We start from the raw sequence: 22,909 nt of genomic DNA on the forward strand, positions 1-22,909 counted from the left end.
GCCGTTCCTAGGATGACTTTGCGCCTCTCCTTTTGATCGCGAGACAGCCTGAACGAGACCCCCTCTTTCCAACGAGGTCCCATGCACGACCTGTTGCCAGTGATCGCTGCCGGCATCGTCAGCGGTTCTGCCTATGCGCTGCTGGCGCTCGGCATCGTCATCATCTTCCGTTCCACCGATACGGTGAATTTCGCCATCGGGGACATGGCGACGCTTGGCGTCTATATCGCGGTCACGGCCATCGGCTTTGGCGTGCCGGTCGCCGGCGGCCTCTTGATCGCCATCGTCGTCGCCGGCGGAACAGGCGTTCTGACAGAACGGTTCCTGATCCGCCCATTAGGAGCCGGTCACAAGAGCCTCTTCATCGCGCTCGTCGTCACCATCGGGCTCGGCCTTGTGATCCATGCCGCGCTCGGCGCGATCTGGGGGCACCGTCCCACGACCATTCCGGCCATCATTCCCGGAACGGCGAGCGTCTTCGGCGTCGCGCTGACCTGGAACAAGATCGTAGCCACGGCGATCGCCCTCGCGGCAATGGCGCTGGTCGCCTGGTTCTTCCGCTTCACGCCCATGGGTGTTGCAATGCGTGCAAGCGCCGAAGATCACTTCGCCGCGCGTATCGTCGGCATCAATCCGGGGCGTATCGCCGCCCTCGCCTGGTTCCTCGGCTGCGGGCTGGCGGCTATCGCCGCCTTCTTCCTCGCCATGGACACTTCGGTGAATGCCAATCTCACCCTGGCCGCCCTCTTCCGCGCCTTCGCGGGCGTCTTCCTCGGCGGGCTGACATCCATGCCCGGCGCGGCCATTGGCGGCTTCGCCATCGGCATCCTCGACAATCTCGCCGGGCGTTATCTCTCGGCTAATTATCGCGATACCATCGTCTTTGCCGTCATCGTCGCGGTCTTGTTCGTCAGGCCCTCCGGCTTCCTTGGCGCGGGCCGAAAGGAGCGGGTATGAACGCTTTGTCCCGCAGCCTTCTCATCATCGGCATTGGCGCCGCTATCGCCGTCCTCGTCGGCTTCGCCGAAGGCTATAGCCAGTTCGTCATCGCCTCGGTCGCTTTCGTCTCGATTTCCGTGTTGGCGGTCTCAACGCTGGCGGGCCTCACCGGCATCTGGTCGATGGGTCATATGGCCTTCGTCGCTTTCGGCGCTTATCTCTCGGCCCAGCTTGCCTTGCGCGGCTGGCCCGTTGAGCTCGCCATCCCCTGCGCCATGATCGGCGCAGGTGTCGTCGGCTTCCTGCTCGGCCTCAGCGCGGGGCGGTTCTCAGTGCTCTACTTCGGGCTCCTGACCATGGCGCTGTCGCTGGCCGCCAGCGAGATCATCGGCCACTGGACCGAGGTCACCGGCGGCGACGAGGGCATCGCCGTCACGCCGGCGGTCAGTCTGGTGCTGGGCCGCGAACTCGATCTCGGCGACGCCGTCGTGCTTTGCGTTCTCCTTGCGACCCTCGCCTTCCTGCTCACCGACATCATCGCCCGCGGTCCCGTTGGCCGCCGATGGCTCGCCGTCAAAAGCCAGCGCATCGCCGCCACCGCCATCGGCCTGAAGCCCCAGCGGGACAATGCGCTGGCCTTTGCGTTTTCAGCCGCCATCGCCTCTCTCTCCGGCATCGGCATAGCCTTCTCCATCGGCTATCTTGATCCCGTGGGCTTTGACCTGAACATGGGCGTAAAGCTCATCGTCGCGACCGTGGTCGGCGGCGCTGGCAGCCTGCTCGGCGCGCTCCTTGGCGCCGCCTTTATCGTCGTCGTGCCGGAAATGGCGCGCAACGTGCCGGCCTTCTCCGAATTCGTGTTCGGCCTCGCCACCGTGCTAACGCTCCTGTTCCTGCGCCAGGGCATCGTGCCCAGCATCGGCGCCGCCCTGGCGCGGCGGTGGAAGATGCGGAAGCCGCAGACGCCTTCCGACCAGGCTTTGGATAGCGGCGCGATCGCCCAGGTCGTCAGCACGCTGCTGCCGCCGGCAACCGAAACTCTTGAGACGCGAGACCTCGCTGTCGAGTTCGGGGGCGTGAAAGCCCTGCAAGGTGTCGGCCTGACATTGCCGCCGGGCAACTCAGTCGGCCTGATCGGCCCGAACGGCGCGGGCAAGACAACTTTCCTCAACGTTTTGAGCGGCTTCTATCAGGCGACCTCGGCCGAGGCAGTCCGGCTCGGCGAGGCCGACCTCACCACGCTGAAGCCATCCGATCGCATCGGCATCGGCTTTGGGCGGACGTTCCAGCACGCGGAACTGTTCGGTGATCTCACGCTGCGCGAGACATTCGCGGTCGCAGCCCTCCAGGGGGCGGCCCGACGCCGGACGCATCGGCTGCCGGACATGACGGCCGCCGAGGTCGCAGAGCGGATCATCGCGGGGCTCAATCTCGGGGCAGTCGCGGATATGAAGCCAGCTGAGCTGCCTTTCGGCATCCAGAAAGTCGCCGATGTCGGACGCGTCCTCGCCACGGGCGTCTCCGTGGTGGCGCTGGACGAGCCTTTCGCCGGCCTCGACGCCAACGAGCGCACCGCGATCCGCACGATCCTCCAGGGTATGCGCGCCGCCGGCGTTTCCATTCTCATCATCGACCACGCTGTTCAAGAGGTCCTGGGCATTTCCGACCGTGTCGTCGTGTTTGAATTCGGCCGCCTGCTGGCGGAGGGCTTGCCCGACGCGATCCGCAACCATCCCGAGGTCCTGCGCGCCTATTTTGGCGAGGATGCCGTGGAAGCCAGAAAGGTGATGACCGCATGAGCGCCCTTCTCACCGCCCGGGGCATAGGCCATCGCTATCAGGGCGTTCTCGCTCTCAACGACATCGAGCTCGATGTGCCGAAGGGCACGTTTATGGCCATACTCGGCCCGAACGGCGCGGGGAAGTCGACGCTGGCTCAGATCCTCGCCGGAGCGATCCGGCCCGCCAAGGGCCAGATCCTGCTTGAGGGCACTGACGTAACGGCGCGTGCCGGCCGACAGGGTCTCATCCGCAACGGCGTGGCGCTTATCCCTGAGGGCCGCAGGCTGTTCGGCCAGCTCACCGTGGACGAGAACCTGATGCTCGGGGCCTATGGCCAGCCGCGCGCGGTACGTGAGGCGCGGCTCGAGAAGGTCTATGCACTGATGCCCGAGGCCGTTCGCCAGGGCAAGCATCGCGCGGCCATCACCCTCTCGGGCGGCGAGCAGCAGATGCTGGTCGTGGGCCGGGCGCTGATGGCCGAACCGCGCGCCATTCTGATCGACGAGCCGTCGCTGGGCCTTGCACCGATCCTGACCGCCAAGGTTTATGACCTGCTGTCAGGGCTTCGGCGCGGCGGCGTGACGGTGGTCGTCTTCGAGCAATTGGCGACCCATGCTCTGCGGCATGCGGACAGCATCGTCGTCATCAATCAGGGCGAGATTTCGTTTCGCGGAACGGTCGACGACGAGGCGACCCACGAGGCCCTGCGCACAGGCTATCTCGGACATTGAAGAATAGAGAAGGATCAGCCGGATCAGCGGGCGACGGATCGCAGTATCCACGCCACGTGAACCGCGTGACCAAGCGGCGGAAGAGGACCCTGACATGGCAGTAAAATCCGAAGAGATCGCGACCCTTATCGAGCTCTTCAACGAATCCGAATGGGATGAGCTGCACGTCGCCTTCGAAGGCGTGCAGCTCTTTCTCTCGACCGATCCGAACGCCAGGCTCTGCTCAGGCGGTGCCGCCGTCACGGCGGCACCAGCACCCGCCATTTCCGTGCAGCCCGTGGCTGTCCAAGCGCCAGTGGCCAGGCCAGCGACCAAGCCAGCAACGCCCGCGCCGGCTCAGGACGCGGGGATTCCAGCGCATTGGGTTCCCGTGAAGGCACCCAATCTCGGCACGTTCTACCGCGCACCGAAGCCCGGCGCCGCGCCCTTCGTGGAAATCGGGCAGGCGGTGGAAGCGACAGCCGAGATCTGCCTGCTCGAAGTCATGAAGCTGTTCACGGCGGTGCAGGCCGGCGTGAAGGGCACGGTTCGCCGTGTGTGCGCCGAGGACGCCGAGATGGTCGAGCACGGCCAGGTCCTCTTTTACATCGAACCGTGACAGGACGGCCAAGGATATGGCGATCAAGCGCCTTTTCATTGCCAACCGCGGCGAGATCGCGGTGCGTATCCAGCGCGCGGCGAAATCGCTCGGCATCGAGACCGTCATTGGCATTTCCGCCGCGGACAAGGACAGCCTGGGCGCGCAGATGGCTGACCGCGCGGTCGTACTCGGCCCCGCACCGTCCAGCCAGAGCTATCTCGACGTCAATCTGATCCTTCATGCGGCGCTCGCCACCGGTTGTGACGCGCTGCATCCGGGCTACGGCTTCCTCTCCGAGAAGCCTGAGTTGTCGCGGCTCTGCATGGAAAATGGCATCATCTTCGTCGGCCCGCGACAGGAGACGATCGCGACCTTGGGCGACAAGCTCGGCGCCAGGGCGCTCGCGCTCGAAGCCGGCGTTCCGACCGTACCCGGCACCGACCATATCGCCGGCGTGGCCGAGGCGAAGACGGCCGCTGAGGCGCTGGGCTATCCCGTCGTCATGAAGGCCTCGGCGGGCGGCGGCGGGCGTGGCATGTTCAAGGCTACATCGCCCGCCGATATCGAGGGCTCCTTCGAGCGCGCCTCACGCGAGGCGGAAGCCGCCTTCGGCGACAGCCGGCTCTATATGGAGCGCTTCGTCGAGCGTGCACGCCATGTGGAAGTGCAGATTCTCGGCGACGGCGAGGGCAATGTCCTCCATTTCGGGGAGCGCGACTGCACGGTCCAGCGTCGTTACCAGAAGCTGATCGAGGAAGCACCATCGGCCGCGCTCTCGGCCGCCGTCCGCGAGCGCCTGCATGCCGCCGCTGTCCGGCTCACCGCCCATGCGCGTTATCGCAATGCCGGGACCGTCGAATTCCTCTATGACGTGGACCGCGACGACTTCTATTTCATCGAGGTGAATTCGCGCATCCAGGTCGAGCATCCAGTCTCCGAGGCCATCACTGGGCAGGATCTGATCGCGCTGCAGCTGCGTGTGGCCGCCGGCGAGGGCCTTGGCCTGCGCCAGGACGACATCACCATCGCCGGGCACGCCATCGAGGTGCGGATCAATGCCGAGGATCCCACGCGCGATTTCATGCCCTCACCCGGCCGCATCACGCGTTGGGGACCGCCGGATGGCCATGGCCTCCGGCTCGACAGCCACGTCTACGAAGGCTATCTGGTGCCGCCCTTCTACGATTCCATGGTCGGCAAACTGATCGCCCATGGACGCTCACGCGAAGAGGCGCTCGAGCGCTTGCTCGCAGCCGTGAAGGCCTTTCGCATCGAAGGCATCCGCACCACCCTGCCGCTTGATGCCTTCATTCTCGATCACCCCGACTTCCGCACGAACGCCATCACCACACGCTGGCTGGAGGACCGCGGCCTGCCCGCCTTCCAGCCCGACCAGGAGTAGCCCCATGGCTCGTATCGAGTTCCTTGATGAAACCATGCGCGACGGCCAGCAGAGCCTGTGGGGCCTTCGCATGCAAGCGGGCATGGCGCTACCCGTATCACCGCTCATCGACCGCACGGGCTTCCGCACCATCGACCTGACCGGCGGCGGCATGCTGGACGTGCTGACCCGCTATTGCCACGAGAATTACTGGGAAGGCCTCGATCTTCTTGTGGCCTCCATGCCGCATACGCCCGTCAGGGCAGGCCTCCGCGCCAACGCCAATGTCACCTTCGGCGTTACGCCCGACGCGCTGATGGATCTCTGGGTGCGCCGCCTCTGCGCCCATGGCGTGCGATCATTCTGGATCTACGACGTCCTTTTCAACATCGACAAGATGACGCGCCTCGCCAAGGTTGCCAAGGAGGCCAAGGCCGAGGTAGCTGGCGCGATCATGTTCGCCCTGTCGCCCGTCCATACGGACGAATACTATGCGGATAAGGCGGACCAGCTGTCCGCGTCGCCGGATATCGACACTATTCTTCTCTACGATACCGCGGGCGTCCTGGAGAAGGAACGACTCTCGACGCTCGTGCCGGCCATCGTGGCGAATGCGCGCGGCAAGAAGATCGAGATGCACTCGAACAATCTGCTCGGCCTATCGGCCAAGGCCTATCTCGATGCCATCGATCTCGGCGTGTCGATCATCCACACGGCGAGCCGGCCGATGGCCAACGGTCCGTCAGTGCCCTCCACCGAGATCATGGCGCGCAATGTGGAGCTGAAGGGCCATAGCCATGGGCTCGACACATCGCTCTTCAAGCCGGTCGCCGATCACTTCGAGGCCGTCGGCAAGGCCGCCGGCTTCCTCGTCAATCAGTTTGCCGAATACGACGTGTTCTCCATCGAGCACCAGATTCCAGGCGGCATGATGGGCACCTTCAAGGCCCAGCTCGCCCAGCACAATATGATGGATCGGCTGGGCGATGTGCTGGATGAGGTTGCCCGCGTCCGCCGTGAGCTCGGCTATCCCGGCATGGCGACACCCTTCAGCCAGCTGGTCGGCATCCAGGCCGTCCTGAATATCGTCACGGGCAAGCGCTACGGAACGGTGCCCGACGAAGTCGTGCAATATGCGGCCGGCTTCTACGGCAAGACCGTCGCGCCGGTGGACGGGAACGTACTTGATCAGATCATGGCCTCGCCGCGTGCCAAGGACGTCCTGGCCAATCCGCCGCAGCAACCCACGCTGGAGGACCTGAAGAAGCAATATGCGACCGACGACGAGGACGAGTTGATCCTGCGCGCGACCGTGCCCGCGGCCGATATCGCCAAGATGCGTGCGGCCGGGCCGGTCAAGACGACTTACCCGTTGCTGTCGTCGCCGGAAATGGAACAGGTGCGCAAGCTGATGAAGATGACCCGCTCTCCGGTGATCGAGGTCAAGTCCGCGGGAATGACCGTCTCGTTACGCCGCAACGCGTGACAAGACTTAAGGGGGTTGCGGGGCGTTACTCATTGAGTTGCGCCCTCGCCCATCCGCCTCCTGCCATCGAGGCAAGCGCGAAGGGGCCGCCGAGATAGGCGGGGAATCCGAGTTCCGCCACGACAGCGTAGTCGGCCATCTGACGGTCCGCCTCGGCCAATCCCGCGCCATGGGCCTCCGCGGCGAGAACCGCGCGGGACAACAGCCGCGCGGCCCGTACCTGCCAGCCAGCGGAAGGGGCGTCGATCCATAAACCCGTCGCCTGGGCCGATGTCGGTGGCGTAAAAGAGGGCGGAGGTACGAGCGTCGGCCGAGGAACGCGTCCGACGCCATCCCGCAAAGATGGCAGAGGTTTCGTGAAACCCGCGTGAACGGCGGCGGGCTCGGCCAGCGCCCGTCCCATGCTGTCCGCTTCGAAAGCGAGCGCCCGGCCGACATCCTCGACCAGCGGCGCCAGCCAGCTAGGCAGGCCGTTGTGTTTCGCCGCGCGCTGAAAAGCCTGCCGGCCGTGAAACAAGGTTGCCACCATCGCCCATGGCTCGGGCCGCAGGAGAAGCCGCGAAAGAGCCTCGATTTCCACCGCATTGGCCCGATCCATCGGAACCGACAGCCCCCGTTCAAGGCAATCGAGAATGGCCGTGACAGCCGGATAGTGTCCCTGGGCCTCGGCTTCGCGCTCCTGCCGGAAGGCAGCCAGTCGTGCCGGAGAGGGCGCGGGTACCCCGCCCGGGCAATCCCAGCGCGGGAGCCAATCCGGCCCGCTCTCCAGCCATGCGACTGCCTCCGCGACGGTCTTTCCCGGCGCTGCGAGCGCATCGGCGGCGCCCGCCGCGACGGCCGCTTCCGCCGACAGCCATGTCCCGTCGAACAACATGGGAACGGCGGCATCCAGCCCGATGAGGCGCGGAAGGCGCTGTGTGCCGCCACCGGCTGGAAAGAGACCGACGGTGATCTCCGGCAGGCCGAGGGTGGCTGCGCCGCCGTCCGCCATGACCCGCCAATGCCCGGCGAGCGCCAGCTCGCAGCCGCCACCCAACGCCGGGCCTTCGATCGCCACGGCGATCGGCACGCCCGCCGTCTCGAGACGGCGGAAAGCGCGCGTGAAGGGGGCGAATCGGGCATGCAGGGCGGCGAAGCGATCGTCCGGCGCAGTCGCCGCAACCATGCCACGGATCGCTTCGAACTCCGCAAGGTCGGCGCCGGCGCAGAAACCGCTCGCCTTGGCCGAGGATAAGACGAGGCCTGCGAGCCCACTTTCGGGCAGCCAGGCGGCGATCCGCTCCAGATCGGCGAGCGCCGCCGCGCTGAGAACATTCACCGTCCGCCCCGGCGTATCGAAGACGAGATGCCCGATCGCCGGCTTTGCCATCTCGAAGCGGAAATGATCGAGCTGGGGAGGTGCTTTCACGGTCATGATCCTGCTCCGCTCTCGGCAGGTTGAGCACGCTTCTGCAGCGAGCATGCGGCCGGGCCGGGCCGGCCGAGCGCATGGCCGGTGGCACCGGAGGTCTCGGGCGATGCGCTAGAAGCCCACTTCGTCGCCGCCCTTGGTGCCCAGCATGGCGCGGGCCTCTTCCGGCGTTGCGATTTCGAGGGAGAGTTCCTCCAGAATGCGCCGGCTTTTCGCGACCAGCGCGGCGTTGGACGGCGCCAGTTCGCGCTTGTTGAGGAACAGGTTGTCCTCAAGTCCGACGCGGACATGGCCGCCGAGAATGGCCCCCATAGTCGTGAAGGGGATCTGGTAGCGACCGGCGGCGAGGATCGACAGATAATAGTCGTCGCCGAACAGGCGATCGGCGGTCGCCTTCATCGACATCAGGTTCTCCGGTTCCGGCCCGATGCCGCCGAGCACGCCGAATATCGCCTGCACGAAGAACGGCGGCTTGACGATGCCGCGCTCAGCGAAATGCGCGAGATTGTAGAGATGGCTCGTATCATAGCATTCGAACTCGAAGCGCGTGCCGAGATCGCCGAGCTCCAGCATGGCCCGCTCGATCTGCGCGAAGGTGTTCGGCATGATGTAGTCTTTGGTATTCTCCAGATACGGCTTCTCCCAGTCATGCTTGAACGCGGTGATACGGGCCGTCGCGCCGGAGAGATTGAAGTTCATCGAGCCCATATTCATCGAGGCGAGCTCGGGCTTCGCCCATTTCGCCGCGCTCAGCCGTTCGTCCATGCTCATGCCGAGCCCGCCACCCGTCGTGATATTCACGATGGCGTCACAGGCCTGCTTGATCTGGGGAAGGAACAGGCGGAAGGCATCGGGCGACTGCGTCGGCTTCGCCGTCTCCGGGTCACGTGCGTGCAGATGCAGAATGGCAGCGCCCGCGCCGGCCGCCTCGATCGCCTGTTGGGCGATATCAGCCGGAGTGACGGGCAGATGTGGCGACATCGAAGGCGTATGGACCGAACCAGTCACGGCGCAGCTGATGATGACCTTTTTCGAGCGTTTCATGGTGCTTCCTCCTGTCGTGCCCAAAGGCGCCTCTCCGTATTGCGAAGCGATGTATCACGGTGATTGTCGAGCGCCCGGAACTGCGGCAAGGCAGCCGATCTTAGCGCGTCCGGCCGCTAGTCCTCCGCGCCATGTGCGCCATGGCCAATCAACCCAATCACGGTGACACATTACCTTGCTCACCTCGCTGGCGTTGAAACAGAATTATATTCGGATCTGATATTTTGCAATCCTGTGTCTTTTTGTTTCTGGATAACGGTGCTAATCAAATGCGCGAAGAAGTTTCCGAATTTTTTCCGGGAAACAGCAGTGGTTGATGTGACATGGCCAGCGGAGCTGGCCCTAGACAGTTCGGGACCTGGCGGGAAGGCAATGCGTGAGGAGAAATAAGGGAGGCTTGGCTGGAGCGTGCGCGCAGAGTTATGTCGAGCTTCCGGCTGAGTGAGTGTACGGCAGAATCGTTGGAGGACCGTCCGCGCTCGCGGAAAAATTCTTCACGCCGGATATTTTTTCATCTTTGCTGCCGATCAACTTGTTTGTCAGATCAGTTGTCAATGCTGGTGCGTCAATTCTGGGGCCAACGCATTAGCGCGGCCTTCATTGTGGTTGTACCCAATCTTCGTCAGGTACCATTGAAGCTGTGACGAGAGCTGTTTTAAGCTCATGCTGATCGCATCCATTTAGGCGCTCCCGAGGCGGTTTCTGGGATGTCCTTCGCGATACAGCGGCACGCTTACACGTTTAGGAGAGTATTGGCTTGCAATGCCTGAAATATTCAGGCGCAGCTTTTTCGGAGGGAGCGCATATGCGCAACAAGGCATTCAAGGACGGATCGTCGGCATTGGACGACGTTCTGTTCGACGGGATGGTGATCATGGCGGGCGGCTTCGGCCTGTGCGGCATCCCCGAGCATCTGATCACGGCGATCGCGCGCAAGGGGACGAAGGATCTGACCTTCATCTCCAATAACTGCGGGGTGGATGATTTCGGGCTCGGCATCCTGCTCGGCAAGGGCCAGATCAAGAAGATGGTCTCGTCCTATGTCGGCGAGAACAAGCTGTTCGAGAAGCTTTACCTGTCGGGTGAGCTTGAGCTCGAGTTCAACCCGCAAGGGACGCTCGCCGAGCGTATCCGGGCAGGCGGGGCCGGCATTCCGGCCTTCTTCACGCGCACCGGCGTCGGCACGATCGTCGCCGAGGGCAAGGAAGTCCGCCAGTTCAACGGCGAGGACTATGTGATGGAGACCGGGCTCACCGCCGATCTCGCCATCGTCAAGGCCTGGAAGGGCGATGCCGAGGGCAATCTGATCTACCGGAAGACCGCGCGCAACTTCAACCCGATGATGGCGACGGCGGCGAAGGTGACGGTGGCCGAGGTCGAGGAGATCGTGCCGATCGGCAGCCTCGACCCTGACAATATCCATACGCCCGGGATCTATGTCGACCGGATCGTCGAGGGGCATGACTACGAGAAGCGGATCGAGCGCGAGACGACGCGTCCGCGGCCGGCGGCAGAAGCGGGAGCGAACTGATGGCGTGGTCACGCGAGGAGATGGCGGCGCGGGCGGCGGCGGAGCTGCGCGACGGCTTTTATGTGAACCTGGGCATCGGCATTCCGACGCTCGTCGCGAATTGCATCGCGCCCGGCCTGACGGTGACGCTGCAGAGCGAGAACGGGCTCTTGGGCATCGGGCCGTTTCCCTATGAGGGCGAGGCCGATCCCGACCTCATCAACGCGGGCAAGCAGACGGTGACGGAGATCCCGGAGTCGTCCTATTTCTCGAGCGCCGACAGCTTCGCGATGGTGCGCGGCGGGCATATCGACCTGTCGATCCTCGGCGCGATGGAGGTGTCGGAGCGCGGCGACCTCGCGAACTGGATGGTGCCGGGCAAGGTCGTGAAGGGCATGGGCGGCGCGATGGATCTCGTCGCCGGCGCCAAGCGCATCATCGTGCTGATGGAGCATGTGGACAAGGCCGGCACGTCAAAGCTCGTGAAGGACTGCAGCCTGCCGCTGACAGGACGCCAGGTGGTCGACGTGGTCATCACCGACCTGGCCCTGTTCAGCTTCCCGGCGCGTGGGGAAACGCTGCAACTCACCGAACTCGCGCCCGGCGTCAGCCTCGACGAGGTCAAGGCCAAGACGGCCGCCGAATTCGCGGTGAAGCTGTAGGACAGCGACGGAAGTTCGTGACGAACCCGGATCGGGCGTTTTCGGGTTCCTGCATCACGGGATGATCTTTCAGGCCGAGGCGATCAATCGCCTCGGCCTTTCTTATGGCGATCGTCGGCACGGGCACGGCGCGCCGAGGCCAGAATGGTCGATGAGATGCAACACGGCATCGCCGAACGGCGCCGTACAAAGAGGCCGCCTGCGCCCAGCCGAGAATGACGAGGCGAGCGCCTTATTGGCGACGATCGCAGGCAGCTGAGATGCTCAGGGGATTTCTACGACGCATTTGCCCCTGTGCTGGCGAGACAGGATATGGTGATAGCCCTTCGCTGCATCCTCGAAGGCGAACACCTCACCCGCCCGTGGATTGAGTCGACCTGTGTGGATCCAGTCAAGCATTTCACGAAGGTCCGCCCAGCCCTCGTCGTGGCCGCGCAGCAGCCCCAGCCTAGCTTCCACCCCGATCACGGATACCATTTTAACTAGCATGACGTTCGTGCGGGCCAACGCGGGGCGCCCCGACGTGAACCCAACGACAAGGATGCGGCCGCCAGGTGCTATGGCTCGCATGGACAGATCAAAGAGGTCACCGCCGACCGGGTCATAATACACGTCTGCACCGATGCCGCGGGTCAGTTCGAGCACGCGATCGCGCAATGGCTCGGTGTTGTAGTTGATGACGTGATCGGCGCCCTCGACATCGGCCAGGCGCACATCGCTTCCGCCTGTCGCAATGACCCGCGCTCCGAGTTGTTTGCCGATCTCAACCGCAGTTGAACCCACGCCGCCCGTGGCGCCATGCACCACCAACGTCTCGCCAGCCTTAAGATAACCACGCCGGACGAGAGCATTGAATGAGGTCCAATAGTTCATCACTGACGTGGCTGCGTCCGAGAAGCTCAGCCGTTCCGGGCACGGAAATACAAAGGCCTGCGGCATGACGCTATACTCGGCCAGTGCGCCGCCACGCATATCGACGGCGAATACCATGACGCGGTCGCCTGGGACGAATTTCGTTACCCCCTCGCCGCAGCTGTGCACAACACCGGCGCTTTCATTTGATGGAATGTACGGCAGCGGTGGAATCTGCTGGTAGGTACCGTCAAAGATGAGGGTCTCGCCATAGGCGAGGCCTGCGGCGTGATTGCGGATCAGGATCTCGCCCGGGCCCGGCACAGGTTGCGGAAGCTCCGTCATCTCGAGTTCGAACGGCTTGGAAAAACGCCTTAGCACCCAGGCCTTCATCATGGCGCTCCCTCGCTATCCGAGCCGAGTTCAGCCCGAATCGCCGGGCCGTCGGCACCCAGTTCCGGCGCGTGCCGGCGGAGCCCGGCAGGTGTTGCAGAGAAGCGCGCCGGATGTGCCGGCTGCCGATAGGGCCCGACCACCGGATGGTCGTATTCAGCGACTGTTCCGGCCGCTATAACCTGCGGATCATTCAGAATATCGTCTGGCCAGTTCACCGGAGCATAGACCGCGTCGACAGTGGCGAGGCGGGCCAACCATTCCGCTGTAGAGCGGGTCAGTAGCCGGTCACCAACCACAGCATTCAGTTCCGCGGCATTGGCGAAGCGTTGGCCGAGCGTCTTAAAGCGCGGGTCGTCCAGCAGTTCGGGGCTCTCCAGCGCCTCGCAGACGGCCTCGAATTCGCTGGACGTCACAAAACCAAGAATGATGTGCCCGTCGGCGGTGGGATAACAGTAGCGCGTGCCGGCGACCGACCCTCCGGGCTCGACATCTCCGCCTGCGAGAGTACTGCTTCCCATAGTTTCGGGCCACAGAAACGCCAGAGCCGCATCGAGCATGCTGACCTGGATGTGCTGGCCCTTGCCCGTGCGCTCGCGCACCAGCAAGGCGGCAGTTACGGCTTGGAAGACGAAGAGCGCCGTGACCTTATCGGTGACAGAATTCCGAACGACTTCCGGTTTTCGCGTTACTGGGTCGGCCTGGATGCCGGCAAACCCCGCGATGCCTTGCACAACGATATCGTAAACACGACGGCCAGCAGCAGGACCGCTCCGCCCGAGGCCATCAATCGATACATAGACGATGTCTTCGCGAACTGATCTCACAGCTTCGTAGCCCAAGCCGAGCCTGTCAATGACACCTGGGCGAAAATTCTGCACAACGACATCGGCGCTAGCCGCGAGCGCCAGCGCGACCGCGCGGTCATCAGGTTGCTTGAGATCGAGTACAATCGATCGCTTGTTGCGGTTCGCATTAAGGAACATGCTGCCCATTCCGGACACGGCCGCCCGGCGATCTCCTGAACCGCGCAGCTGGTCGCCAGCAGGGGTCTCCACCTTGATGACATCAGCGCCTTGGTCGCCCAACAGCATGGTCGCAATTGGTGCTGTCAGGTTGCTGCCAAATTCGACAACGCGATAGCCGGCGAGAGGACCTTTGTCCGTCATCATTCTCACGTCCCATCCTCCAAGCCGCTCTGCAGAAAACCGCCAAACCTCATAAAACCGATAATACTTCGGCTTTTTCCGGTCAATCTTTTGCGGGAGCTCTCATGACGGCCTGAAAGGCCAATGACCCGAAGCTGCCGCAGGACATCTTAGTCGACGTCGCCCCCAATGCCGGGTGGATAGCTATTGCGAACAAGAACGACGGTAGCTAGGCAGCCGTTTAGATCATAGTAGAGATTTCGGACTATCGAAAAGATAGTCTGGACTTAGAAGCATAGATCGTTCCAAAACGTGCATCTATCGTATCGCAATCTATGGAGGCGGTACGGTGAATTGCATAACGATTTTTGCTCCACCAACGTTGGAATCCGGTCACAATAAGAAGCTGGCGGCCGGATTACTCATTGTCATTTTGCGACTTTCTCCGCTGTTCTTTCCGTTTGCGGTTGCGGCTCAGCAGGACGATGGAGAGCGCTTGTTCCGGCAACGCTGCGCCACCTGTCACAGCGTCGATCCGGGACAAAACAAGATGGCTCCCAACCTTCATGGCATCATCGGCCGAGCTGCCGGAAGCCTCGAAGGCGCCAGCTATTCCGGTGCGATGCGGTCCTCCCGCATGACGTGGGACCGCCAGTCACTCGACTCATTTCTCGCCGCGCCGAGTCAGGTCGTGCGGGGGACACGGATGACCGCCGGCGTCCCCACTGCCGCGCAACGAGCTGCGATCATCCGTTACCTCGAAAGCCAATCCCCAGATTGAGGAGAAGCAGACATGACAGCTTTCACCATCAACGGGCATGCGGTCGATGTCGCCGCCCAACCCGACACGCCACTCCTCTGGGTGATCCGCGAGCATCTTAAGCTCACCGGCACCAAATTCGGCTGCGGGATCGCGCAATGCGGGGCCTGCACCGTCCACATCGACGGCGAGCCTGCACGCTCCTGTCAGACCTTCCTGGAGGATGTGGCCGGCCGGCAAGTGACAACGATCGAGGGTCTGTCACCAGACGCCAGCCATCCCTTGCAGAAGGCCTGGATCGCCGAGCAGGTGCCCCAATGCGGTTACTGCCAGTCCGGGCAGATCATGCAGGCGGCGGCGCTTCTTGAACACACCCCCACTCCCAGCCGTGACGAGATCGTCGCGCATATGGACGGCAATATTTGCCGCTGCGGAACCTATGTCCGCATCATCAGCGCTATTCAGCGCGCCGCGCGGGAGGGCTGAGCCATGTCCCGGACCTCGCAGCCTCATAGCCGCGCGCTGTCGCGGCGCAGTTTCCTTGTCACGGCCGGCAGCCTCGGCATCGCCGTCGCGTTCGGGAGAGCATCCGACCCTGCCTACGGCGCGACGATGGCCCCCGCCGCCGAGGGCGCCTTTCGTCCCAACGCCTGGGTCACGATCGCGGCGGACGGCACGATCAGCATCATTGCGCCGGCCGTCGAGATGGGCCAGGGCATCACGACAACGCTGCCGCTACTCGTCGCCGAGGAATTGGATGCCGATTGGAGCCGTGTACGCGTGGTTCAGGCGCCCTCCGACGCGGGGACCTATGGCAATCCCGGCTTCTACGGGATTCAGCTCACCGGCGGCAGCGAGTCGACGCGCGGCTATCACGCGCTGCTTCGCCTGACCGGCGCCCAGACCCGCCTGATCCTCATGGTCGCTGCTGCCGGCATGCTGAACGTGCCAGTGAGGGAGCTTACGACCGAACCGAACAAGGTCTTGCACCCACCCTCGGGCCGGGTGCTGGATTACGGTGAGGTCGCCACCAACGCCGTGCTTCCGGATCCGCTGCCGCAGGCAACGGAGGCTGATCTAAAGTCAAGAGACAGATGGCGCTATATCGGCAGCCGGACTGTCTCACGGATCGACGTCCCCTCGAAGATCGATGGAACTGCGGTCTTCGGGACCGATGTCCAGCTTCCGGACATGCTCTACGGGGCGGTTCTGCGGGCGCCGGTCCAGGACGAGCGGCCGGAAGCCATCGACGACACAGCGGCGCGCGGTGTGCCGGGCGTTACCCATATCGTCCCACTCCCCTACGGCGTCGGCATCATTGGCGAGACGATCCAGGCGACCAGGCGTGCGATAGACCTGCTCAGCGTGACCTGGAGCACGACCTCACGGGTTCGCAACTATACGAGCCAGCGGCTGCTCGACGAGTATCGCGCTATCGGCCGCGATCTCACGAAGCAAGGCGTTACCGCGCACACCAGTGGTGACGTCGAGACCGCAATCGCCGGCGCTACGACGGTGATCGAGGTCGACTACATGAGCGATCACGTCGCCCACGCGACTATGGAGCCGATGAACGCCACCGCACGCGTCACCGGCGACAGGGTCGAGATCTGGGCGCCGACCCAGGGCCCGACAGGCACGCAGGGTTTCGCGGCGGACGTCGTCGGCACGACGCCCGACAAGGTGAAGGTCAACACGACCCTGCTTGGCGGCGGCTTCGGACGCAAGGCCGAGGCCGATTTCATCATCGATGCGGTCTCTCTGGCCAAGGCGGTGGAGGGGCGGCCCGTCAAGGTCATCTGGAGCCGCGAGGACGATGTCCGGCATGACAAGTTCCGGCCGCTCGAGGCGCAGCACATCAAGGTCGGGCTTGATGCCGAGGGGAACATCGTCGGCTGGCGTCACCGCATCGTGGCGGACTCGATCTTTGCACGCACAATGCCGCCGGTGTTCGCGCAGGCAGGGGGGCACGACGACGTCGTGACTGAAGGTGCGCAGTTCAATTACACCGTTCCGGCTCATCAGATTGAATATCTTCGCCAGGACAACGGCCTCGCCATCGGATTCTGGTTCGCGGTCGGGGTTGGCTACACGCGGTTCGCGATCGAATGCGTTGTCGACGAGATTGCTGCCGTCAGAGGCATCGATCCCGTCGCCCTGCGGCTGGAGCTTCTGAAGGACCAGCCCCGCGCGCGAAACGTGATCGAGACGGTCGCACGTATGGCGCAATGGGATCGGGCGCGAGACGGCCGAGGGCTCGGCGTCGCTTACTCCGACGCCTTCGGCTCGCATTGCGCCCAGGTCGCCGAGGTTTCGCTGAATCGGGAAACTGGCGCCATACGGGTGCACAAGGTCTGGTGCGCGATCGATCCCGGTGTGGCGATCCAGCCCCTCCATATCGAGGCCATGATGATGACCGGCATCACCAACGGTACCGGCCATGCACTGTTCGAGCAGATCAATGTCGTCGACGGCGAGGTACAGGAGTCGAATTTCGATACCTACCGGGTGATCCGCATGTCCGAGGCGCCTGAAATCGAGGTTGCGGTGCGACCGACGCCCGGGAGTCCGTTCGGCGGTATCGGTCAGGCAGGCCTTCCTCCCACCGGTCCGGCAATCGCCAACGCCGTCGCGCGGCTCACCGGGGGTGTAAGGCTTCGCCACTATCCGTTCACTCCGGAACGGGTAAAGGCAGCGCTGGAGGCCTAGACTTACTCCAGGCCACCGAAACTTCACAGGTGGTTCGGATGATGGGAACTGAGCGCAGCGGCGAACTCCGAGCCGAACTCGATCAACGCCAGGTCTTCCTGTCTGACGCCGCGGGTGATCAGGGCGCGTGTGAACGCGCCCGTACCGGGACCAAGCTCGATCACCGGACCGGTAGCACTCGCCATTTCCGACGTGATGAGGCCGGCGAGCGCATGTCCCGAGGGCGCCATGGCGGCGACCCGCAGTGGGTTCCTGAGCCAAGCCTGGAAGAAGCCGAACGCCTCCGGCGCACTCTGTTGCTTCATCGAGGTTGATCGCGAGCAGCACTTGCGTTCAGGCGGTGTGTCCCACGGAACTCGCAATCCGACAATCCGTTACAGGGAGGTATCGGAACTGAATGGCTTCGGCCGAAACGGGTTCCGAATCTCGCCTTGATGTTTGCCGGGAGGCGGGCAATCAACGGCATAGAAGCCATCTTCCGCACGAGGCGGCATAGGTCTGCGTGCCGATTTCTTCCAGTCGCCTCCGACTAAGCGGGTTTCCGGAGGTGAACCAAAGGCACGCGTCACACGATCGCTCGGTCCACGCTACCATAATGCGCGTCGCTGCCAATCGGAGGCTTAGATCGAAACCGGGGAAAAATTGCCTGGGCAGTCGACCTGGCCGGCGTGATGCTCCGGACACCATCAACCGCAGCGTCGGCTGCAAAAGCTTCATATCGGCATCCGAGCGGCGATGCACGTCGCTGCACGCAGCGCGGATTTCATCGTCAGGGTATCTTTCCATCAACGTCCGTCTGCACGAGATACGCAAGTGCCTGGTCAGGCATCGAATCCCTGGCCATGCGGGAATAGCTGGTAGATCAAGAAGGCAGCGGCGCGATTACCCAGACGAAGCGAGCGAGTGTTGACATGACGGCGACCAGCGAACACCGACATGATGAGGGCGACGATCATGCCCACGCGCAGGTCGTCACAGCCGGCAATGAGCAGCGCATTCGTTTCGTCTTCATCATCACGGCCGGTTATGCTGCCGTCCAGGCCGTGGGCGGGTGGCTGGCCGGTTCGCTCGCCCTCATCGCCGACTCCGGGCACATGGTGTCGGACGCGGCCGCGCTGCTGCTGGCTCTGATCGCTTATCGCATGGCGCGCAGGCCGCCCGATGCGTCCCGAACCTACGGCTATCACCGCGTCCGCGTGCTCGCAGCGTTGGCCAACGGGGCGAGCCTTCTGCTCCTGGTCGCCTGGATAGCTTGGGAAGCCGTCAACCGCATCAATCAACCCGTCGAAGTCCTGGCAGGCCCGATGCTCATCGTGGCGGTCATCGGACTTCTGTTGAATGTGACCGGCGCATGGATCCTGTGGTCGGGCAACAAGGGGGACGCCAATCTCCGGGGCGCCTTCCTGCATGTGCTGGGTGATCTGCTCGGTTCCATAGGCGCGATCGCGGCCGCGATCGGCATCATGCTGACCGGCTGGATGATCCTCGACCCGCTCCTTTCGGTTCTCGTCGCGCTTCTGGTCGTCCGCTCCGCCTGGGGTCTTATCGCGGATTCAATAAGGGTCCTCATGCAGGCCGTGCCCCGCGGCCTCGACGCCGGAAAGGTCGAGGCTGGTCTGGCGGCCCTCCCGGAAATAGCCGAAGCCGGGCATTTCCACGCCTGGACGCTGACCGACGATACGGTCGTCGCCACGGTCCACGTCACCCCGACCGAAACGGTCAACCCCCTTTCGTTGCCGAAGCTCGTCGCAGATCGACTAAAGCGCGAATACGCCATCGATCACGTTACGGTTCAGGTCGATGCTCCCGGCGCTCTGAACCGGCAAATCCGTTTCTGATATTCGATGGAATGTCGGTTTAGGGGTCCGATCGGCTGTGTCGATCCGAACCTGTGAGATGAACGTCGGATACGAAGGGACGCGCGCCCTGAAGCGGCGCGATCGCTAAGCGCCTTCGCGGCGAAGCGGTTGCGAGGCAAGCCAGACTCGCTTGCTGAACGTCCTGATCCTTGGTCGTCGGGCTCCCGCCTCGCGACCAAAATCCCAGGGAAAGCTGGTTAAAAAGGATCCTTTTGGGAGATTGGCTTCTTCCAGTTCAGCCTCTGATCGCGATCGCCCTTAGAGGGGCGATCGCTCCAGGCGTCATACGATCGCCCGGTCCCAGCCGCCGTAATGCGCGTCGCTGCGCCTGCCGCGCGGCAGGCTCAACCCGATCAGCAGAAGGCCGATGAGGACATTGGCAACCGTCGCCGTCGCAGCCCCGCCGTCGAGGACGAAAGGCGAGACGGCGATCCAAGCTCCAAGCGCAAGATTGGCGAAGCGTACAGCGCGCGTCACTTCGGCCATCGCAGTTACCGCTACGAGGATCACGAGGCAGCCTGTGACATGGTCGCTGAAGGAGAGCGGCGGATTTGTGCCGAACAGGAGCGGCGTCGTCATCAGCAGGATGCCGATCAGCGCGCTCGCGACCAGCGTCCAGGGGAAGTTCACGCCGCCGGTCACGAGTTCGCGCAACACCGCCGACAGCGGACGGTCGAGGTCCGGCGCCGGCGTCTGGTTCTCCGAAAGCGCCGGCCCGCCGCACCAGAACGTGCGCCAGAACGGCTCCCCCGCCTGCCTTGCACGCCTGAGGTACTGGCAGCTCGCCAGCACTTCGTCGATCGAATAGGGAATGAGCAAGACCGTGACGGCGGCCTGAAGGATGCAGAGCGCGCACAATGCGCCGATCAGCGGCGGCTGGATGATGATGAAGCCGACGCTCACCAGACCGAGCGGGATGACCAGCAGGCCGAACAGCACAACCATCCACGGCATGGTGCGCCAGCGGCGGCGGTCGCCGATGGCGCCGGCGAGGATGTCCAGCGCATAGGCGAAGGCGCCGAGCCCGGCATCGGCGATCGGAAAGCCTTTCGACACCCAGGAGGTGACCACCGCCTCGCTGCCATTGCCGACCGGCGCGTCGCCTGGTCCGAAGAACGGATCCCAGAGTCCGTCGATATGACCGAGCTGATAGGCGGCGAGATAGCGCGAGACGAACAGGCCGACGAAAGCGAGCCCGATGATGTGGATCCGCTGGCTGAAGGTGGACGGCGAATAGCTCCAGCCGAGCGGCCGGTCGTCATCGGCAGCAAGCGCCCGGCGGTTGATGCCCGGTGTCGGCGGTATCATCACCGCGAACATGACGATCAGCATGCCGGCCAGCGTATCTGTGGCATAGGCGCCCGCGCTGGTGGTCCAGAACAGGAGCGGCGCCAGCATCACCCAGACGCCGATTGCGGCGGTGAGCCATTGCAGCCCGTGCCAACGCCGGCGCATGCCGAGAAGAGCCGACGCCGCGACGAGGATGCCGGACACGATCTCGCTGATGCCGAGCCGGGCGTCGCGCGTCTCGGGCGAGGCGATCTCGTGTCCGAGGGCCGGTGGTGGCGGAGCCGTGGCCGGATCGAACAGGCCGAGCGTGAAGGGGGACGCCACGAGCCACAGCCCGATCGCCGCATTGGTCAGCGGAGCCCAGAGGGTGCCTGCGCGGTGCCGTTCGATCTCCGCCTCGACCTCGTCCTCGGAACGCTCGAGCGGCCGGCGCAGACGCTCGGCCGCTTGCGCGATCTCCGGCGGCGAGGCGGCGACAGCCGCGGACTCCAGCTTGTTCGTCTCGTACCAATCAGTGGGATCGGCCTTCAGCCGCCGGATCATCTCGGGCAGCGTGGCGGTCAGGGCGTGCCGCGGCTGCCAGCCGAGAAGGCGCTTGGCGCGCGAGATGTCGATCTCGTAGTGGTCGTCGGCATTCTCGATCATCCACGCCTTGATCTCTGTGTCCTGATCGAGGACCTGCTCCTGTAGCCAGACGCCGGGCTTCGTCACCTCCTTGGGCAACGCGAGGGTGCGCCACTCCTCCCCGTGCACGAGCCGGCCGATCCGCCGCTGCATCTCATCATAGGTCGGTGTCTCTTCCTCGCCGATCAGCAGAGTAGTTTCGTCGGGAAGCTCGCCGCGCCGGTCGACCGTGCGCGCCACGGCATCGGCGAGGTCGTCCCGATGGAGATAAGGTTGGCCGGTCTCGATGTCGCCGGTGAACAGATAGGCGGTCGGCCTGCGCTCAAAGATGCGGGCGATCTGCTGCGCGATGAAGGCCGCGCGGCAATTTTCGTCATAGACGCCCGCCAATCGCAAGATTGCGACCTTGACGTCGCCGCGCTCCTCCAGGATCAGCTTCTCGGTCCGCGCCTTCGATCTCGGATAGGCCCAGGCCGGTGCGAGCGGCGAGTCCTCGTCAATCTTCACGCCCTTGGCCGGGCTCGGAGCATGCACGAGCAGGGTGCTGGAGAACACGAACTGCTCCGTCTCGAAATCCCGGAGCGCGGCCAGCAGCCGGCGCGACCCCTCGACTGTCACCGCGTCGTATTTCGGGTTGTCCTCTCCGGTTGTGTCGTAGTAGGCGGCAAGGTGGATCACCGATGCGATCCGGCCGCCACTGCGCTCGCGCACTGTCGCCAGGGCCTTCGCGACACTCTCGTCGGAGGTGAGGTCGATCTCGAGCGTTTCGATACCGGGCACCGGCAGCCTGGGCTTGGCGACATCGAGGCCGATGACCTGATAGCGCTCAACCAGGCTCTCGCCGATCGCCTGACCCAGAAAGCCGTTGCTGCCGGTGATCAGGACCGTGGGGCGGGTCGCGTCCAATATTCCCTTCCTTTCCAAGTCTTCCGCGTTCCCGGTTGGATCCGGTGCGCCAACCAGGACGTGTGTGTCTCGGCGGCGCCTATCGTCTCGGCTGCCTTCTTTGCTGGCGGCCGAGCACTCCTCCAACAAACGGACGTGACGACAAGCATGATTAACGGACATGACGTCGAGCGTGACACTCCGTGCCGGCCAGCCATCTTGGCTCGTGCACAGCGGCCCCATTGGTGGAGGGAACGATCCTGGGTCCCGAGGGTTCCGCGCTAACGGATGCTTGGACCACCACATGAGACAATTGATGATGGACCATCAGCAATCAGCTCGGCATGGACGGACGGATACGCGAAGCTATGTCATGCTCGCGATCAATTTCCTGCTCGGCTTGATCGTCATGTACGTGGCAATGTTCACGATGATCGATGGCTGGCAGGACTTCCACAACAACATCAACATGCTTTACATGGCGCTGACCATGGCGGCTCCGATGGGCATCATCATGCTGGCGACCATGGGCAGAATGTATACACGCCGCGGTCTCAACACAGCCCTCTATCTCGGCTTCGCTGCTTTATCCGTTGCTTCGTTCGCCGCCACCCGCACCCAGGCGCTGGTCGAAGACCGCCAATTTATCGCGTCGATGATTCCGCACCATTCCGGCGCGATACTCATGTGTCGGCAAAACCACTTCACCGATCAGGAACTCGCCCGCCTCTGCGACGACATCATTCGATCGCAGAGGAATGAAATTGAGCAGATGAACCGGATCAGATCGCGGCTGGAAGCCGGCATGGTGCCGCAATGAGCGCTTCATTCAGCTTTTCGTGCTCGATTGTCATGATAACGCGA

General features: G+C 63.8%; 19 protein-coding genes. 13 read left to right on the plus strand and 6 right to left on the minus strand.

Annotated elements, in window-relative coordinates; all coding sequences use genetic code 11:
• Positions 1 to 81: 81 nt before the first annotated feature.
• The 6 genes from KIO74_RS25840 (at position 82) to KIO74_RS25865 (ending at position 6,898) form a co-directional block, all read left to right on the plus strand.
• A complete protein-coding gene (locus KIO74_RS25840) occupies positions 82 to 957 on the plus strand; it encodes a branched-chain amino acid ABC transporter permease (RefSeq protein WP_213337912.1) in 876 nt (291 codons plus the stop codon).
• Positions 954 to 2,738 (plus strand): branched-chain amino acid ABC transporter ATP-binding protein/permease, encoded by a 1,785-nt coding sequence (locus tag KIO74_RS25845; protein WP_213337913.1) that lies wholly within the window; start codon positions 954 to 956, stop codon positions 2,736 to 2,738. Before KIO74_RS25840 ends, KIO74_RS25845 begins: the two co-directional genes overlap by 4 nt.
• On the plus strand, positions 2,735 to 3,451 hold the full coding sequence (locus KIO74_RS25850; protein WP_213337915.1) for an ABC transporter ATP-binding protein: 717 nt from the start codon (positions 2,735 to 2,737) through the stop codon (positions 3,449 to 3,451). The genes KIO74_RS25845 and KIO74_RS25850 overlap by 4 nt, the downstream gene beginning before the upstream one ends.
• Positions 3,452 to 3,545: 94 nt before the next feature.
• Positions 3,546 to 4,049, plus strand: coding sequence for an acetyl-CoA carboxylase biotin carboxyl carrier protein (accB, locus tag KIO74_RS25855; RefSeq protein WP_213337917.1), 504 nt, complete (start codon positions 3,546 to 3,548; stop codon positions 4,047 to 4,049).
• A gap of 16 nt (positions 4,050 to 4,065) precedes the next feature.
• The gene (locus KIO74_RS25860; protein WP_213337919.1) at positions 4,066 to 5,433 is read left to right on the plus strand and encodes an acetyl-CoA carboxylase biotin carboxylase subunit; all 1,368 of its coding nucleotides are present in this window, start codon (positions 4,066 to 4,068) and stop codon (positions 5,431 to 5,433) included.
• Between the two features lie 4 nt (positions 5,434 to 5,437).
• The gene (locus KIO74_RS25865) at positions 5,438 to 6,898 is read left to right on the plus strand and encodes a hypothetical protein (protein ID WP_213337921.1); all 1,461 of its coding nucleotides are present in this window, start codon (positions 5,438 to 5,440) and stop codon (positions 6,896 to 6,898) included.
• A 25-nt stretch (positions 6,899 to 6,923) separates the two neighbouring features.
• On the opposite strand, the gene KIO74_RS25870 is transcribed toward KIO74_RS25865, so the two are convergent.
• The gene (locus KIO74_RS25870) at positions 6,924 to 8,312 is read right to left on the minus strand and encodes an enoyl-CoA hydratase-related protein (protein ID WP_213337923.1); all 1,389 of its coding nucleotides are present in this window, start codon (positions 8,310 to 8,312) and stop codon (positions 6,924 to 6,926) included.
• 108 nt (positions 8,313 to 8,420) lie between these two features.
• Entirely contained in the window at positions 8,421 to 9,353 is a 933-nt protein-coding gene (gene kce / locus KIO74_RS25875; RefSeq protein WP_213337924.1) for a 3,5-dioxohexanoate:acetyl-CoA acetone transferase, read from the minus strand.
• 805 nt (positions 9,354 to 10,158) lie between these two features.
• On the opposite strand from kce, the gene KIO74_RS25880 reads away from it, so the two are divergent.
• Together KIO74_RS25880 and KIO74_RS25885 are read left to right on the plus strand one after the other, a co-directional pair.
• A complete protein-coding gene (locus tag KIO74_RS25880; protein WP_213337925.1) occupies positions 10,159 to 10,884 on the plus strand; it encodes a CoA transferase subunit A in 726 nt (241 codons plus the stop codon).
• Positions 10,884 to 11,525, plus strand: a complete 642-nt coding sequence (locus tag KIO74_RS25885) for a 3-oxoacid CoA-transferase subunit B (protein WP_213336918.1) — start codon at positions 10,884 to 10,886, stop codon at positions 11,523 to 11,525. Before KIO74_RS25880 ends, KIO74_RS25885 begins: the two co-directional genes overlap by 1 nt.
• Positions 11,526 to 11,789: 264 nt before the next feature.
• Here KIO74_RS25885 and KIO74_RS25890 read toward each other — a convergent pair whose 3' ends face one another.
• Both KIO74_RS25890 and KIO74_RS25895 read right to left on the minus strand, forming a co-directional pair.
• Positions 11,790 to 12,773, minus strand: a complete 984-nt coding sequence (locus KIO74_RS25890; RefSeq protein WP_213337926.1) for an NADPH:quinone oxidoreductase family protein — start codon at positions 12,771 to 12,773, stop codon at positions 11,790 to 11,792.
• Entirely contained in the window at positions 12,770 to 13,942 is a 1,173-nt protein-coding gene (locus KIO74_RS25895) for a CaiB/BaiF CoA transferase family protein (RefSeq protein ID WP_213337927.1), read from the minus strand. Before KIO74_RS25895 ends, KIO74_RS25890 begins: the two co-directional genes overlap by 4 nt.
• Positions 13,943 to 14,267: 325 nt before the next feature.
• Here KIO74_RS25895 and KIO74_RS25900 point away from each other — a divergent pair, with 325 nt between their 5' ends.
• Genes KIO74_RS25900 through KIO74_RS25910 form a run of 3 tightly spaced genes read left to right on the plus strand, consistent with a single transcriptional unit; the run spans position 14,268 to position 17,387 of the window.
• Positions 14,268 to 14,699, plus strand: coding sequence for a c-type cytochrome (locus KIO74_RS25900; protein WP_291978430.1), 432 nt, complete (start codon positions 14,268 to 14,270; stop codon positions 14,697 to 14,699).
• A 12-nt stretch (positions 14,700 to 14,711) separates the two neighbouring features.
• The gene (locus tag KIO74_RS25905; RefSeq protein ID WP_213337928.1) at positions 14,712 to 15,164 is read left to right on the plus strand and encodes a (2Fe-2S)-binding protein; all 453 of its coding nucleotides are present in this window, start codon (positions 14,712 to 14,714) and stop codon (positions 15,162 to 15,164) included.
• Positions 15,165 to 15,167: 3 nt separating this feature from the next.
• The gene (locus KIO74_RS25910) at positions 15,168 to 17,387 is read left to right on the plus strand and encodes a xanthine dehydrogenase family protein molybdopterin-binding subunit (protein WP_213337930.1); all 2,220 of its coding nucleotides are present in this window, start codon (positions 15,168 to 15,170) and stop codon (positions 17,385 to 17,387) included.
• Positions 17,388 to 17,410: 23 nt separating this feature from the next.
• On the opposite strand, the gene KIO74_RS25915 is transcribed toward KIO74_RS25910, so the two are convergent.
• Positions 17,411 to 17,692, minus strand: a complete 282-nt coding sequence (locus KIO74_RS25915; RefSeq protein WP_502762127.1) for a class I SAM-dependent methyltransferase — start codon at positions 17,690 to 17,692, stop codon at positions 17,411 to 17,413.
• A 606-nt stretch (positions 17,693 to 18,298) separates the two neighbouring features.
• Here KIO74_RS25915 and KIO74_RS25920 point away from each other — a divergent pair.
• Positions 18,299 to 19,225, plus strand: coding sequence for a cation diffusion facilitator family transporter (locus KIO74_RS25920; protein WP_213337932.1), 927 nt, complete (start codon positions 18,299 to 18,301; stop codon positions 19,223 to 19,225).
• 303 nt (positions 19,226 to 19,528) lie between these two features.
• Here the strand turns inward: KIO74_RS25920 and KIO74_RS25925 are convergent, their stop codons facing one another.
• Entirely contained in the window at positions 19,529 to 22,069 is a 2,541-nt protein-coding gene (locus KIO74_RS25925; RefSeq protein ID WP_291978735.1) for an NAD-dependent epimerase/dehydratase family protein, read from the minus strand.
• Positions 22,070 to 22,361: 292 nt separating this feature from the next.
• On the opposite strand from KIO74_RS25925, the gene KIO74_RS25930 reads away from it, so the two are divergent.
• The gene (locus tag KIO74_RS25930; RefSeq protein ID WP_213337936.1) at positions 22,362 to 22,865 is read left to right on the plus strand and encodes a DUF305 domain-containing protein; all 504 of its coding nucleotides are present in this window, start codon (positions 22,362 to 22,364) and stop codon (positions 22,863 to 22,865) included.
• Positions 22,866 to 22,909: the final 44 nt, after the last annotated feature.

The sequence above is a fragment of the Chelatococcus sp. HY11 genome (genome assembly GCF_018398335.1).
Taxonomy (GTDB): Bacteria; Pseudomonadota; Alphaproteobacteria; order Rhizobiales; family Beijerinckiaceae; genus Chelatococcus.

Excerpts from the sequence above, each read along its gene's own strand:
- KIO74_RS25910 (WP_213337930.1), top strand. The coding sequence starts at position 15,168 with ATGTCCCGGACCTCGCAGCCTCATAGCCGCGCGCTGTCGCGGCGCAGT.
- KIO74_RS25930 (WP_213337936.1), top strand. The coding sequence starts at position 22,362 with ATGATGGACCATCAGCAATCAGCTCGGCATGGACGGACGGATACGCGA.
- KIO74_RS25920 (WP_213337932.1), top strand. The coding sequence starts at position 18,299 with ATGACGGCGACCAGCGAACACCGACATGATGAGGGCGACGATCATGCC.
- KIO74_RS25860 (WP_213337919.1), top strand. The coding sequence starts at position 4,066 with ATGGCGATCAAGCGCCTTTTCATTGCCAACCGCGGCGAGATCGCGGTG.
- KIO74_RS25865 (WP_213337921.1), top strand. The coding sequence starts at position 5,438 with ATGGCTCGTATCGAGTTCCTTGATGAAACCATGCGCGACGGCCAGCAG.
- KIO74_RS25885 (WP_213336918.1), top strand. The coding sequence starts at position 10,884 with ATGGCGTGGTCACGCGAGGAGATGGCGGCGCGGGCGGCGGCGGAGCTG.
- KIO74_RS25895 (WP_213337927.1), bottom strand. The coding sequence starts at position 13,942 with ATGATGACGGACAAAGGTCCTCTCGCCGGCTATCGCGTTGTCGAATTT.
- kce (WP_213337924.1), bottom strand. The coding sequence starts at position 9,353 with ATGAAACGCTCGAAAAAGGTCATCATCAGCTGCGCCGTGACTGGTTCG.
- KIO74_RS25850 (WP_213337915.1), top strand. The coding sequence starts at position 2,735 with ATGAGCGCCCTTCTCACCGCCCGGGGCATAGGCCATCGCTATCAGGGC.
- KIO74_RS25890 (WP_213337926.1), bottom strand. The coding sequence starts at position 12,773 with ATGATGAAGGCCTGGGTGCTAAGGCGTTTTTCCAAGCCGTTCGAACTC.
- KIO74_RS25870 (WP_213337923.1), bottom strand. The coding sequence starts at position 8,312 with ATGACCGTGAAAGCACCTCCCCAGCTCGATCATTTCCGCTTCGAGATG.
- KIO74_RS25915 (WP_502762127.1), bottom strand. The coding sequence starts at position 17,692 with ATGAAGCAACAGAGTGCGCCGGAGGCGTTCGGCTTCTTCCAGGCTTGG.
- KIO74_RS25840 (WP_213337912.1), top strand. The coding sequence starts at position 82 with ATGCACGACCTGTTGCCAGTGATCGCTGCCGGCATCGTCAGCGGTTCT.
- accB (WP_213337917.1), top strand. The coding sequence starts at position 3,546 with ATGGCAGTAAAATCCGAAGAGATCGCGACCCTTATCGAGCTCTTCAAC.
- KIO74_RS25905 (WP_213337928.1), top strand. The coding sequence starts at position 14,712 with ATGACAGCTTTCACCATCAACGGGCATGCGGTCGATGTCGCCGCCCAA.
- KIO74_RS25880 (WP_213337925.1), top strand. The coding sequence starts at position 10,159 with ATGCGCAACAAGGCATTCAAGGACGGATCGTCGGCATTGGACGACGTT.
- KIO74_RS25845 (WP_213337913.1), top strand. The coding sequence starts at position 954 with ATGAACGCTTTGTCCCGCAGCCTTCTCATCATCGGCATTGGCGCCGCT.